The sequence below is a fragment of the Pseudomonas gingeri genome (assembly GCF_013386115.1).
GTDB classification, from domain to species: Bacteria; Pseudomonadota; Gammaproteobacteria; order Pseudomonadales; family Pseudomonadaceae; genus Aquipseudomonas; species Aquipseudomonas gingeri.
Map to the genome: position 1 here is coordinate 426992 of NZ_JACAOR010000013.1, position 13218 is coordinate 440209.

14 protein-coding genes are annotated in these 13218 nt (G+C 64.1%); 9 read left to right on the top strand and 5 right to left on the bottom strand.

The window, feature by feature from the left end:
• The first annotated feature begins 51 nt into the window (after nucleotides 1–51).
• The 8 genes from folE2 to thrS are packed head-to-tail and all read left to right on the top strand — an operon-like array spanning nucleotide 52 to nucleotide 7640.
• Nucleotides 52–948, top strand: a complete 897-nt coding sequence (gene folE2 / locus HX881_RS26045) for a GTP cyclohydrolase FolE2 (RefSeq protein ID WP_177087311.1) — start codon at nucleotides 52–54, stop codon at nucleotides 946–948.
• On the top strand, nucleotides 945–1613 hold the full coding sequence (locus HX881_RS26050) for a metal ABC transporter ATP-binding protein (protein WP_017129358.1): 669 nt from the start codon (nucleotides 945–947) through the stop codon (nucleotides 1611–1613). The genes folE2 and HX881_RS26050 overlap by 4 nt, the downstream gene beginning before the upstream one ends.
• Nucleotides 1614–1615: 2 nt before the next feature.
• The gene (locus HX881_RS26055; protein WP_042937065.1) at nucleotides 1616–2482 is read left to right on the top strand and encodes a metal ABC transporter permease; all 867 of its coding nucleotides are present in this window, start codon (nucleotides 1616–1618) and stop codon (nucleotides 2480–2482) included.
• Between the two features lie 11 nt (nucleotides 2483–2493).
• On the top strand, nucleotides 2494–3381 hold the full coding sequence (locus HX881_RS26060) for a metal ABC transporter substrate-binding protein (RefSeq protein WP_017129356.1): 888 nt from the start codon (nucleotides 2494–2496) through the stop codon (nucleotides 3379–3381).
• Entirely contained in the window at nucleotides 3378–3812 is a 435-nt protein-coding gene (gene hisI, locus HX881_RS26065; RefSeq protein WP_103032611.1) for a phosphoribosyl-AMP cyclohydrolase, read from the top strand. The genes HX881_RS26060 and hisI overlap by 4 nt, the downstream gene beginning before the upstream one ends.
• Nucleotides 3809–4369: a gamma carbonic anhydrase family protein gene (locus HX881_RS26070; RefSeq protein WP_017129354.1), complete on the top strand. Its 561-nt coding sequence runs from the start codon at nucleotides 3809–3811 to the stop codon at nucleotides 4367–4369. The genes hisI and HX881_RS26070 overlap by 4 nt, the downstream gene beginning before the upstream one ends.
• A gap of 2 nt (nucleotides 4370–4371) precedes the next feature.
• The gene (locus HX881_RS26075) at nucleotides 4372–5709 is read left to right on the top strand and encodes a dihydroorotase (RefSeq protein ID WP_177087313.1); all 1338 of its coding nucleotides are present in this window, start codon (nucleotides 4372–4374) and stop codon (nucleotides 5707–5709) included.
• A 38-nt stretch (nucleotides 5710–5747) separates the two neighbouring features.
• The gene (gene thrS, locus HX881_RS26080) at nucleotides 5748–7640 is read left to right on the top strand and encodes a threonine--tRNA ligase (RefSeq protein WP_017129352.1); all 1893 of its coding nucleotides are present in this window, start codon (nucleotides 5748–5750) and stop codon (nucleotides 7638–7640) included.
• Between the two features lie 114 nt (nucleotides 7641–7754).
• Here the strand turns inward: thrS and HX881_RS26085 are convergent, their stop codons facing one another.
• Nucleotides 7755–8270, bottom strand: coding sequence for a DUF3617 domain-containing protein (locus tag HX881_RS26085; protein ID WP_017129351.1), 516 nt, complete (start codon nucleotides 8268–8270; stop codon nucleotides 7755–7757).
• 128 nt (nucleotides 8271–8398) lie between these two features.
• Here HX881_RS26085 and cls point away from each other — a divergent pair, with 128 nt between their 5' ends.
• Nucleotides 8399–9838: a cardiolipin synthase gene (cls, locus tag HX881_RS26090; protein ID WP_177087315.1), complete on the top strand. Its 1440-nt coding sequence runs from the start codon at nucleotides 8399–8401 to the stop codon at nucleotides 9836–9838.
• Nucleotides 9839–9881: 43 nt separating this feature from the next.
• Here the strand turns inward: cls and cfaB are convergent, their stop codons facing one another.
• The 4 genes from cfaB to bufA2 form a co-directional block, all read right to left on the bottom strand.
• Nucleotides 9882–11066, bottom strand: a complete 1185-nt coding sequence (gene cfaB, locus HX881_RS26095) for a C17 cyclopropane fatty acid synthase CfaB (protein WP_177087317.1) — start codon at nucleotides 11064–11066, stop codon at nucleotides 9882–9884.
• An 85-nt stretch (nucleotides 11067–11151) separates the two neighbouring features.
• Nucleotides 11152–11940 (bottom strand): HvfC/BufC N-terminal domain-containing protein, encoded by a 789-nt coding sequence (locus HX881_RS26100; protein ID WP_017129348.1) that lies wholly within the window; start codon nucleotides 11938–11940, stop codon nucleotides 11152–11154.
• Nucleotides 11931–12776 (bottom strand): MNIO family bufferin maturase, encoded by an 846-nt coding sequence (bufB, locus tag HX881_RS26105; protein ID WP_017129347.1) that lies wholly within the window; start codon nucleotides 12774–12776, stop codon nucleotides 11931–11933. The genes HX881_RS26100 and bufB overlap by 10 nt, the downstream gene beginning before the upstream one ends.
• A gap of 70 nt (nucleotides 12777–12846) precedes the next feature.
• Entirely contained in the window at nucleotides 12847–13098 is a 252-nt protein-coding gene (gene bufA2 / locus HX881_RS26110; RefSeq protein WP_177087319.1) for a BufA2 family periplasmic bufferin-type metallophore, read from the bottom strand.
• Nucleotides 13099–13218 lie beyond the last annotated feature (120 nt).

Sequence of the window (13218 nt, forward strand, 5' to 3'; positions counted from 1 at the left end):
CGAATAGTTATAATATAACATGTCATTTTATTTCCGACGATGGACCTGCTCATGAATGCGTTGACGCTGCCGGATATCGCCGCGCAGTCATCCCGGCAAGCCTTGCCCCTTGAGTGGGTGGGCATGTGCGGCATTGCTCTACCGGTCGCAATTGGCGGCCACCGTCTCAATGCGAAAGCCGACGCCGGCGTCAGTCTCGACGACGGCGAAGCGCGTGGCATCCACATGTCGCGCCTGTACCTGGCCCTGGAGCGCCTGGAACAGCAAGAGCTGACGCCCGCGCTGATCCGTGAGGTGCTGCAGCAGTTCCTCGACAGCCACGACGGCTTGTCCCACAACGCCTACCTGCGCATTCATACCGACCTGTTGCTCAAGCGCCCAGCGTTGGTCAGTCCGCTGGCCGGCTGGAAAACCTATCCAGTCAGTGTGTTAGCCGAACTGAAAAACGGAATGTTCCACGTGGAACTAAAAATTGACGTGGCTTATTCCTCGACCTGCCCCTGCTCGGCAGCCCTCGCCCGACAACTGATCCAGCAACAATTCGCCAACGACTTCGCCAACAAGCCTCTGGAGCACAGCGATATCCTCAGCTGGCTCGGCGGTACCCAGGGCATCGTCGCTACACCGCATAGCCAGCGCAGCATTGCACACCTGCAAATTCATCTTGATGAAAAAACGTATCGGTTTCCCTTCGAGGACCTGATCGACGACGTCGAGGCCGCCCTCGGCACCGCCGTGCAGACCGCCGTGAAACGCGCGGACGAGCAGGCCTTTGCCCTCGCCAACGGCCAGAACCTGATGTTCTGCGAAGACGCCGCACGCCGTCTCAACCTGGCGCTCAAGCGCTCGGAAGCGGTACAGGGTTTCCAATTGCGGGTGGTGCATGCCGAAAGCCTGCACGCCCATGACGCGGTGGCCGAAAGCCGCTGGAACTGGAGGCAGTCATGATCCGCTGCCAAGGCCTGCGCTGGGGCGCACCGGGCCAACCCCTCACGCCCGCGGTGGATTTCGAACTGGCCGCCGGTAGCCTGACGGGCGTGATCGGCGCCAACGGCACCGGCAAAAGCAGCCTGCTGAAGGTGATCGCCGGGCTGCAAAAACCCTTGGCGGGCAAGGTCATCCTCGATGTTCCACGGCGTGGCAACCTGTCTTTCCTGCCGCAGCAACAGCACCTCGACCGGCAATTTCCCATCAGCCTGCAAGAGCTGGTAGCGGCCGGCTTCTGGGGCATCAAGCTGACGCCGCAGCAACGTAGCGAACGCCTGGAGGCGGTGCTGGAAGACTGGTGCCTGAGCGGCCTGGAGCACCGTCCGTTGATGGCCTTGTCCGGTGGCGAATTGCAACGCGCCCTGCTCGCCCGCCTGAGCCTGGCCGAAGCGCCGATCCTGCTGCTCGACGAACCCCATGCCGCGCTCGACGAGGATGGCAATGCCCTGCTGTGGAAACATATCCATGCCTGGCACGCGGCGGGTCGCACCCTGGTGGTGGTCTGCCATGACCTGGCCTCCGTGCGTCACCACATCCCCGACGCCTTGCGAATCAAGAGCAGCGGCTGCGTGCTGGCCCCGAGCACCGAACTGATCGTGCAACAGCCGATCACGCGGGTGGCCTGATGCTGATGTTTGCCCACCATCTCTGGCAGCCGTTCCAGGATTTCGTCTTCATGCGCCGGGCGTTGCTCGGTGGCCTGGTGCTGGCCTGCAGTACCGCGCCGCTGGGGGTGTTCCTGATCCTGCGGCGCATGAGCCTGATCGGCGACGCGGTGGCCCACGGCATCCTGCCGGGTGCCGCCCTGGGTTTCTGGATCGCCGGGCTGAGCCTGCCGGCCCTGACCCTCGGCGGCCTCGGCGCGGGCATGGGCATGGCCGGCCTGTCGGCCTGGATCACCCGCCGCACCGGCCTGCGCGAAGACGCCAGCCTCGCGGCGATCTATCCGATCTCCCTGGCCAGCGGCGTGCTGATCCTCGGCATCGCCGGCAAGCGCCTGGACCTGCTGCACCTGCTGTTCGGCTCGGCGCTGGCGGTGGATGGACCGACCCTGACCGGCATGCTCTGGGTCTGCAGCATCAGCCTGGTGCTGCTGGCGGCGATCTACCGACCGCTGCTGCTGGACACCCTTGACCCGCTGTTCCTGCAGACCGTCAGCCGCCTCGGCCCGTTGGCCCACGGGGTGTTCCTGACCCTGGTGGTACTCAACCTGGTGATCGGCTTCCAGGCCATCGGTGCGCTGATGGTGGTCGGCCTGATGATGCTGCCGGCCATCGCCTCGCGTTTCTGGAGTCGGCGCCTGCCGGTGCTGATGGCGATCGCGGCGCTGATCGGCTGTGTCTCGGTCACCCTCGGATTATTGCTGTCGTTCTACTACTCGCTGCCCAGCGGCCCGGCCATCGTGCTGGTGGCAGGCGGCTTTTACCTGCTGTCCGTGGTTTTCGGTCCGGTGCACGGTCTGCTGCGCCGACCGCCCTTGCCTACATCCCAATGAGGTGTCACCCGATGCGCGCTTTACTCGTGTTGTTCAGCTCCATGCTGGCCTTGTCATTGAACCTGTCCAGCGCCCAGGCGGCGGACAAGCTTCCCGTGGTCGCCAGCTTCAGTATCCTGCGAGATATCACCCAACAGATCGGCGGCGATCATATCGAGGTCACCGGCATGGTCGGCCCGGATGCGGACGCCCACACCTACGAGCCGACCCCGGATGACGCCAAGGCGCTGCTCAAGGCCAAGCTGATCGTCAAGAACGGCCTGGGCTTCGAACCCTGGCTCGACCGCCTGGTGACCAGCACCGAAACCAAGGCCACCGTGGTCACCGCCAGCAAGGGCGTGATTTCCCACACCATGGAAGAGGACGGCGAGACCATTCCCGATCCGCACGCCTGGCACAACCTGGCGAACGCCGAGCTGTACGTGAACAACATCACCAAGGCGCTGATCCAGGTCGACCCGGCGAACAAGGACGACTACACCCGCAACAGCCAAGCCTACCTGAAGCAGATCTATCGTCTGCTGGCCGAAGCCAAGGTCAAGCTCGGCAACCTGCCTGCCGGCAACCGTCGCATCGTCACCTCCCATGACGCCTTCGGTTACCTGGGCCAGGCCTACGGTATCCAGTTCCTCGCTCCCCAGGGCCTGTCCACCGAGCGTGAACCCTCCGCCGCCGAAGTCGCCACGCTGATCACGCAGATCCGCAAGGACAAGGTCAAGGCCGTGTTCATGGAGAACATCAAGGACGCCCGCCTGCTCAAGCAGATCGCTGACGAGAGCGGCGCGCAGATCGGCGGCACCCTGTACTCCGATGCCCTCGCGGCCGAAGGCCCGGCGAGCACCTTTACCGGATTGTTCGAATACAACATGAACACCCTGCACGCGGCGCTGAGCAAATGACCGCGCGGCCGCCCCTGTCGATGCTCGATCTGGAGAGCGCGGCGACGGGCAGCCGCTGGCCCCTCGCGGCAGTGCTCGAGGCACTGCCGTGGAACGATGACGGCCTGATCGCCGCCATCGCCCAGCAACACGACAGCGGCGAAGTGCTGATGCTCGCCTGGATGAATCGCCAGGCCCTGGCCGAAACCCTCGAGCAACGCCAGGTCTGCTACTGGTCGCGCTCGCGCCAGCGGCTGTGGCGCAAGGGCGAAAGCTCGGGACATCGCCAGCGCCTGGTGGAGGCCCGCCTCGATTGCGACGGCGACGCCATCCTGCTGTTGGTCGAGCAACAGGGCCCGGCCTGCCATACCGGGCGCCCCAACTGTTTCTACAACGCGATTCGTGGTGGCGCGGTGGAAGTCATCAGCGCCCCCGAGGAGACCTCTGCATGATTCGCAAGAACCCTTCCGGCGACCTGCCGGTCATCGCCGAGTCCGCCTATGTGGACAAGACCGCGATCATCTGCGGCAAGGTGGTGATCGGCGAGAACGTCTTTGTCGGCCCCTACGCGGTGATCCGCGCCGACGAAGTGAATGAACGCGGCGAGATGGACCCCATCGTCATCGGCGCCAACTCGAATATCCAGGACGGCGTGGTGATCCACTCCAAGTCCGGCGCGGCGGTGACCATCGGCGAGTTCACCTCCATCGCCCACCGTTCGATCGTCCACGGCCCCTGCACGGTCGGCAACCGGGTCTTCATCGGTTTCAACAGCGTGCTGTTCAACTGCGCGGTGGGTGACGGCAGTGTGGTGCGGCACAACTCGGTGGTCGACGGTCGCGACCTGCCCCCTGGTTTCTATGTGCCCTCCACTACCCGCATCGGGCCAAGCACCGACCTGTCGCAGTTCCCTCCGGTGAGTGTCAGTGCCTCGGAGTTTTCCGAGGATGTGGCGCGCACCAACGTCGATCTGGTCCGGGGCTACAAGGCCCTGCAAAACGAGTTCTGAACATGAGCAGCCTGCTGATCCGCAATGCCCGCGTGGTGAACGAGGGCCGTGAGTTCGACGCCGATGTCCGGGTGCTCAACGGCCGCATCGAACATATTGCCCCACAGATCAGCAATGCCAGCGCCGACCGGGAAATCGACGCGGCCGGCGACTGGCTGCTGCCGGGAATGATCGACGACCAGGTGCACTTCCGCGATCCCGGCGCGCCGCACAAGGGCAGCCTCCATACCGAGTCCCGGGCGGCAGTGGCCGGCGGCATCACCAGCTACATGGACATGCCCAACACCCGGCCGGCGACCCTGACCCTCGACGCCCTGGCCGACAAGAAGCGGCGGGCGGCGATCAACTCGGTGGCCAACTACGGTTTTCATTTCGGTGTCAGCAACGACAACCTCGACACCGTGGCGGCCCTCGATCCGCGGCAGGTGGCCGGGGTCAAGGTGTTCATGGGCGCCTCGACGGGCAATATGCTGGTGGACGACCCACGGGTGCTCGAACGGCTGTTCGCCGAGGTCCCGACCATCCTGCTGGCGCATTGCGAACACACGCCGACCATCGACCAGCGCATGGACAATCTGCGCGAACTGTTCGGCGACATGATCCCGCCCGGCGCCCATCCGCTGATCCGCAACGCCGAGGCCTGTTATCGCTCCTCGTCGCTGGCGGTCGAGCTGGCCAGGCGACATGGCACCCGCCTGCATGTCCTGCACCTGACCAGCGAGCGCGAACTGGCACTGTTCGAAAACAAGCCGCTGAGCGAAAAACGCATCACCGCCGAGGTCTGCCTGCATCACCTGCTGTTCGATGACCGCGACTACCCGCGCCTGGGCAACCTGATCAAATGCAATCCGGCGATCAAGCACCAGTCGGATCGCGACGCCTTGCGCGAAGCGCTGCTGAGCAACCGCCTGGATGTGATCGGCAGCGATCACGCACCGCACACCTGGGAAGAAAAACAGCGGCCCTACAGCGAAGCACCTTCCGGCTTGCCGCTGGTCCAGCACGCGCTGCCGGCGCTGATGGAGCTGGTGGCGGCCAAGGTCCTGCCGCTGACCACCCTGGTGGCAAAGACCAGCCACCGGGTTGCCGACCTGTTCGCCATTCCCGAGCGCGGCTACCTGCGCGAAGGCTACTGGGCCGACCTGGTGCTGATGAACCGTCAGCCGGTGAACCGCGCGGTCAGTAACGAACCGATTCTCTACCAGTGCGGCTGGACCCCGTTTGTCGAACGCAGCTTTCGCCATCACGTCGGCACCACGGTGGTGTCCGGGCAGATCGCCTGGCATGCCGGACAGATCCATGACAACTGCCAGGGCCAGCCCCTGCAGTTTCTTCGCTGATCCACCTTTATCGCCTGATCGACCAAGGACACCCCTCGATGATCCGCATCACCCTCCCCGACGGCTCGCAGCGCGAGTACGACCAGCCGCTCTCGGTCTTCGAAGTGGCCGCCAGCATCGGCCTCGGCCTGGCCAAGGCGGCGGTGGCCGGCCGGGTCGACGGCAACCTGGTGGATTGCGCCACCCTGATCGAGCGGGATGCGCGCGTGAGTATCGTCACCGGACGGGACGACGAAGGCCTGGAAATCCTCCGGCACTCCTGCGCGCACCTGCTGGCGATGGCGGTCAAGCAACTGTATCCCTCGGCCCAGGTGACCATCGGCCCGGTGATCGAAGACGGCTTTTTCTATGACTTCGCCTACGAACGGCCCTTCACCCCCAAAGACCTGGAACTGATCGAAGCGCGGATGCAGGCCCTGGCCGCGACCAATCATTCGATACGCCGACGCACCTTGCCGCGCGCCGAAGCCATCGAGTACTTCGAAGCCCTGGGCGAGCACTACAAGGCCGAGCTGATCCGGGCGATACCGGAAGGGGAAACGCTGTCGCTGTACCGCCAGGGCGATTTCGAGGACCTGTGCCGTGGCCCCCACGTACCTTCGACCGGCATCCTCCAGGCGTTCAAGCTGACCAAGGTGGCCGGCGCCTACTGGCGCGGCGATGCGAACAATGCACCGCTGCAGCGGATCTACGGCACCTGCTGGGCCCGGCCTGCGGACCTCAAGGCCTACCTCACCCGCCTGGAAGAGGCCGGCAAGCGCGACCACCGCAAGCTCGGCGCACAACTGGACCTGTTCCACTTCGACGACTGCGCGCCGGGCTCGGTGTTCTGGCATGCCAAGGGCTGGACCCTGTTCCAGCAACTGATCGGCTATATGCGCCAACGCCAGGAACAGGCCGGCTATGTCGAAGTGAATACCCCGGATGTCATGGACCGTGGCCTGTGGGAAACCTCCGGGCACTGGCAGAACTACCGCGATCACATGTTCACCACCACGACCGAGGATGAGCGGGTATTCGCCCTCAAGCCGATGAACTGCCCCGGCGCGGTGTCGATCTTCGGCCACGGCCTGAAGAGCTACCGCGACCTGCCGTTGCGGATCGCCGAGTTCGGCAAGGTGCATCGCTACGAACCGTCCGGGGCCTTGCACGGGCTGCTGCGGGTACGCCACTTCACCCAGGACGACGCGCATATCTTCTGCACCCCGGCGCAGATGCAGGCCGAATGCGAAACGGCGATTGCCCTGGTGTTCGATATCTATCGCGAGTTCGGCTTCGAGGATGTCGTGGTGAAGCTGTCGACCCGCCCGCTCAATCGCATCGGCAGCGACGAGACCTGGGACCAGCTGGAAGGTGCGCTGATCGGCGCCCTGGGACGGATGGGGATCGAGTACCGGCTCAATCCCGGCGAAGGCGCCTTCTATGGGCCGAAGCTGGAATTCGTGTTGCGCGATGCCATCGGCCGCGACTGGCAGTGCGGGACCTTGCAGGTGGACCTCAACCTGCCGGAGCGTTTCGACATCGGCTACATCGGCGAAAACGGCGAGCGCCAGCGACCGGTGATGTTGCATCGGGCACTGTTCGGCTCGCTGGAACGGTTTATCGGGATCCTGATCGAGCACTACAGCGGTGCCCTGCCGCTATGGCTGGCACCCCGCCAGGCGGTGGTGCTGAATATCAGCGAGGGCCAGGCCGACTATGCCCGGGAGGTCGCCGAGGAGCTGAAGCGCCGTGGTGTCCGCGTCGTCGCCGACCTGCGCAACGAGAAGGTCGGCTACAAGATCCGCGAGCACAGCCTGCAGAAGGTGCCGTACCTGCTGGTGGTGGGTGAGAAGGAAAAGGCCGCGCAGCAGGTCAGCGTGCGCAGCCGGCAGGGCGAAGACCTGGGGACGATGGGCGTCGAGGCGGCGTTGCAACTCCTGGCTTCGTGACCTTGTCACCGGACTTCTGTGGGAGGGGGCTCGCCCCCGAAGCTTTTAGTGCCCTCAAGGCCCTCTTCGGGGGCAAGCCCCCTCCCACAAGGCCCGTTGCTGCCTGCAAGGCGATCAGGAACGGGGCTTGACCACGCCGCAATCCTGCCCCAGCCAGACGGCCTTGGTGTCCATGCTGCCGTTCTGCTGGACACCCGTGGCATTGAAGGTGCCGCTGACCTGGGTGGTGAACTCGCGATCACTGACAAAGTGCGCCGTGCCCGCCCCCTGGGCCTTCGGACAGCTGAACCTGAACTTCCAGTTCGGGCCGTTGCGCTCGGTAATCTGCTGGCTGCAGCCGGACTGCGGATCGGTCAGCGGAATCGAGTCGGAAGCCACCTGCTGTGGGGTCAGGCACATCCGGACACCCTGCCCGCCCAGATTGATGCCCTGCTTTTCCAGGGCCGCCCGCTGCTCCGGCGTGGTGTTCTGCTTGAGCACGCCGAGCAGCATGCCGACATCCAGCGACTGGTTTTCGACCTGCACATTGCTTGAGGTCAGCTCCCACAAACCGGGCTGCAGCACTTGCGCCTGGGCGACGGGAATCACGAAGGCACAGGCGATGGCCAGACCCGGCAGACGAAGGTTCATCGTATTGCTCCTAGAGAATTGTCCTGCTTAGACGTCAGAATGATGCTTGGGTTGCGTGATGAATTAAATAGCGACAATCGTGATGGAACATGGTCTGTTAGGCATTGGGAAATCAGGACCTGGAGCTTATGGATTATTTTGGCCCCCATGTTTTCGGCTATCTGATCGCACTGATTCATTCACTCGGGACCATCGCGGCAATCCACGCCGTGCTGACCGTGCGCACCGCACAGGGCTCGATTGCCTGGGCCCTGTCGCTGATCTTCATTCCCTATCTGACGCTGATTCCCTACCTGGTCTTCGGCCGTAGCACCTTCGACGCCTATATCAAGGCCCGGCGCCAGGCCAACGTGGAAATGCGCAAGGCCATCGCCGACCTGAACTGGCGCCCCTGGGTCGAGGAAGCGCTCACCGCCCGCAACTCCCAGGCCTATGCCGCGCTGCGGGCAATGCCCAAGCTCGGTCGCATGCCGTGCCTGGCGAATAACCAGGTCCGCCTGCTGATCAATGGCGAAGCCACCTTCGAGGCGATTTTCCAGGCCATCGGCCAGGCCCGACATGCCGTGCTGGTGCAGTTTTTCATCGTCCACGACGACAAGCTCGGGCGTCGCCTGCAAAGCCTGCTGCTGGAAAAGGCCGCCGAAGGCGTCGAGGTCTACCTGCTGTATGACGGCATCGGCAGCCATGCCCTGCCCCACGGCTACGCTGACGTCCTGCGCGAGGGCGGTGTGCGGGTGAAGGCCTTTGCCACCCGCAGCGGCTGGCTCAACCGGTTCCAAGTGAATTTCCGCAATCACCGCAAGGTGGTGGTGGTCGATGGCCTGACCGGCTTTGTCGGCGGACATAACGTCGGTGATGAATACCTCGGCTCCAGGCCGCCGCTGTCACCCTGGCGCGATACCCATGTGCAGGTCAGCGGCCCGGTGGTGGCCTGCCTGCAGGAGTCGTTCGCCGAGGACTGGTTCTGGGCTTCGCGACAGTTGCCGCCGCTGATCCTGCCGGATGCCTATCCGGATGACGGCGTGCTCTGCCAACTGCTCGCCAGCGGGCCGGCCGATCCCTTCGAAACCTGCTCGCTGTTCTTCGTCGAGGCGATCCACGCCGCCCGGGAGCGGGTCTGGATCACCAGCCCCTACTTCATCCCCGACGAAGCCGTGTTCGCCGCCCTGCGCCTGGCGGTGCTGCGCGGCGTCGACGTCCGCCTGCTGCTACCCTCGCGGCCGGATCACCGGATCGTCTACGCCGCCTCCAGCCTCTATGCCTTCGAAGCGGTGCGCGCCGGGGTCCGGGTGTTCCGCTATGGCCCGGGGTTCCTGCACCAGAAGGTGGTGCTGGTGGACAACGAAATCAGCGCCATCGGCAGCGCCAACCTGGACAACCGCTCGTTCCGGCTGAATTTCGAATTGATGCTGCTGACGGTCGACGAAGCCTTCGCCAGCGAGGTGGAAAACATGCTCTTGAAGGACTTCGACCTGGCCCGGGAGGTGACCCGCGAAGACAGCCGGGAAACCCACCGCCTGCAACAGCTCGGCATGCGGGTCGCCCGGTTGATCTCGCCGATCCTCTAGTGGCTTGTGGCGCCGGGGTTGACCGACAGAACAGGCCACCCGGTCAGCGGTACAGGTCCTCGCGGGTCCAGGGCAGGTCATGGCTGCCATCGGCGAAGGGTTTTACCGCGAGGATCTGGTGCAGGTTGATCCAGCCTTTCTCGAAGGCGTAGGCGCAACCGGCCAGGTACAGCCGCCAGATTCGCAGGGCCTTTTCCGGAACCTGCCGGGCGGCGGCCTCCAGGTTGTTTTCCAGGCGCTGGCTCCAGAAGTTCAGGGTCTTGGCGTAGTGCAACCGCAGGCTTTCGACATCGACCACTTCCAGGCCGGCCTCGCTGATAAACGCCGAAATCATCGACAGGTGCGGCAGTTCGCCATTGGGGAACACATAACGATCGATGAAGTCCCCGGCCCCGCGCCCGACCGGACGCCCGTCGGTGTGCTTGGCGGTAATGCCATGGTTCATCACCAGGCCGCCCTCGCGCACCGCGCCGAAGAGGATATCGCTGTACTGCTTGAGGTTGGCGTGGCCGACATGTTCGAACATGCCGACACTGACCACCTTGTCGAAACGCCCGTCCTGCGGTAGGTCGCGGTAATCGAGCAGTTGCAGGTCGACCTTGTCCTGCAGGCCTTCGGCGATCACCCGCTCCTTCGCCAGGGCCAGTTGCTCCTTGCTCAGGGTGATGCCGAACACCTTGACCCCGAACTCACGGGCCGCGAAACGCGCCAGGCCGCCCCAGCCACAGCCGACATCCAGCAGGTATTCGCCCGGTTGCAGGCGCAGCTTGCGGCACAGGTGACGGAACTTGGCCTGCTGGGCTTCCTCGAGGGTGGCGTCCTCGGTTTCGAAGTAGGCGCAGGAATAGACCATCTCGCGATCCAGCCAGAGCTGGTAGAACGCGTTGGACAGGTCGTAGTGATAGGAAATGGAAGCCGCGTCGGTTTCCTTGTCGTGGGCCTGGCGCACCGGAAGGCTGTCCCCTTCATCCTCCAGCAACGCCTGGCTCAACTCGTCACAGACCCGCACCACTTCGCTGACCGAGCCTTCGAGCTCCAGCTTGCCCTCGACGAACGCGCTGCCCAGCAGGTCCAGCGTGGGGTGCGTGAATTGCGCAACCAGCTGCGGGTCCTTGACGATGATGGTGACACTGGGTTCCGGCCCCAGATTGAATTCATGGCCGTCCCAGAGTCTCAGGCGTAGCGGAAGCTGAAGATTCTGTAAGGCCGGTGGAAGTTGCGCGAGCATGAGTGATCCCCCCTTGTTTCAGACGTCTGATTAAAGGGTAGCGCATCCACGGAAACTGTCAGCCTATCGAGATAATAGTCCCGAACTATGATGTTCGCCGCTGCACCAGGCCGTCGTTCACCCATTGTTTGAGCCAGGTCACGGCCTGCAAGGGCGCACCTTCGCCCAGACTCTGCGCCAGTTCGCCGCATAGCTGCGCGAAACTCCAGCCATCGCGGGCCATGCCGCCCAGGGCCAGGGCTTCGGCGGGCTCCAGGCTGCGGTAATGACAGACCAGGCCGGCGCGCCAGACCAGGCAGGTCTGTGGCGAATCCAGCGGCTCGCTGGCCGGAAAATCGGTTTCGGCCTTCACCGCCCGCCACATCGCCAGGCTGTTGAACGCGCATTCGAGCCAACGGACGCTGGGCACCAGTTCCAGTTGCAGCCCCGGCCAGTCCTCGGGCGGCAAGCTCGCCATGCGCTCCAGGGTCATGGGGTCGCCGGGCAAGGCATCGAAGGCCAGGGTGAAGGCCCATTCCAGGCGTATCAGGTCGGCCAGCGGCGCACTTTGCTCCGCTATCAGGTGACGCTGGACAAAGGCCTCGAACCCCGCGCCCAGCCAGCGCAGGCTGTAGCTGGACGAGGGACATTGACGCAGGTAGGCGTGGGTCAGCGCATCGAACTCATCGTCGCCCAGCCAGTTCCAGACCGTCGGAAAATCGCTGAGCAGGGTTTCCTGCAACCGCGAGCGGTAGGCATTGTGGTAGATCGCCAGGCCAGTCTCGACATCCAGCGTCGGACCGCCGATCAGGCTGCCACTCAGGGCCGCCTCGGCCTCGGACGCTTCGCCCAGCAGGTAGCGTTCAAAGGCCAGTTGCCAATCGTTCAGGCGCATAGCGGTCTCCGCGCCAGCGCGGCGGTGCCCAGCTCGCGGGCCTTGTCCAGTTCCGTCACCAGCTCTTGCAGCGGCGGAAAGTGATCGTCGCGCTCCAGCAGGGTCGCCACCGGCCCGAGGTATTCCAGGGTGCGCTGGTAGAGCTCCCATACCGGATCGCAGACCGGATGGTCATGGGTATCGATCACGTAGTCGCCATAGTCGGCATGCCCGGCCAGGTGCAACTGGCGGATCTTGCGCGCCGGCAGGCTTTGAATGAAGGTCCAGGGATCGAAACCGTGGTTTCGCCCGCTGACATAGACATTGTTGACGTCGAGCAGCAGCTCGCAATCGCTGAGACGGCTCAGGGCCTCGAGGAATTCCCATTCGCAGAACTCGTCGGAAGCGGCGCGCACGTAGCTGGAGACATTCTCCAGCACCAGCGGCTGTTGCAGCACGTCCTGCACCTGGCGCACACGGCCGGCGACGTAGTACAGGCTTTCTTCGGTGTAAGGCAGCGGCAACAGGTCGTGCAGTTGATGGGCGTTGCCACGGCTCCAGCACAGATGGTCGGAAATCCACGCGGGCTTTACCCGGTCGGCCAGCTGCTTGAGGTTCTTGAGGTACTGCGCATCGAGTTCATGGGGGCCGCCGATGGACAGCGACACGCCATGCATCACCAGCGGATAACGCTCGGCGATGGCGTCCAGGTAATACAGCGCCTTGCCGCCCTGGACGAGGTAATTCTCGGAAACGATCTCGAACCAGTCCACGGCGGGCGACTGCTCGAGAATCTCCTGGTGGTAGTGACTGCGCAAACCCAGGCCATAACCCAGGAAAGGACGGGAAGCGGACATGCAGGACTCCTCGCGAAGTGTCCGCAGCGGCGTGGGGGGGCCGGCCGCTGCGGGAGCACTCGGTCGCCGATTATTCGCCGACTTTACCGCCAGCCGCGTCGCAGGCCGACTTGCTCATTGCCTTGAAGCCCTGGCCTTTGCAGGAGCCCTGGCCTTTGCAAGCGTGATCCTTGGTCTTGCAGTCGTTCTGGCCCTTGCAGGCGTTGACGCCATAGCAGTGAACCTGAGCATCGGCAGCCGACGCCTGGGTAACAACGCCCGCAAACATGGTGGCAGCAGCGAGAGCGAGAGCAGCACCGGCAGCAGCAGTTTTGATGTTCATGTTTTGTTTCCTCGAAATGATCGCTAGGGGTGTCGGTCCGAACGGAATGTTCAGTCTCGACATAGCACTAGAGAGCGGTCGCTTTCGGCTGTTACAGCGCGCGACAAATATTTTCGAGAG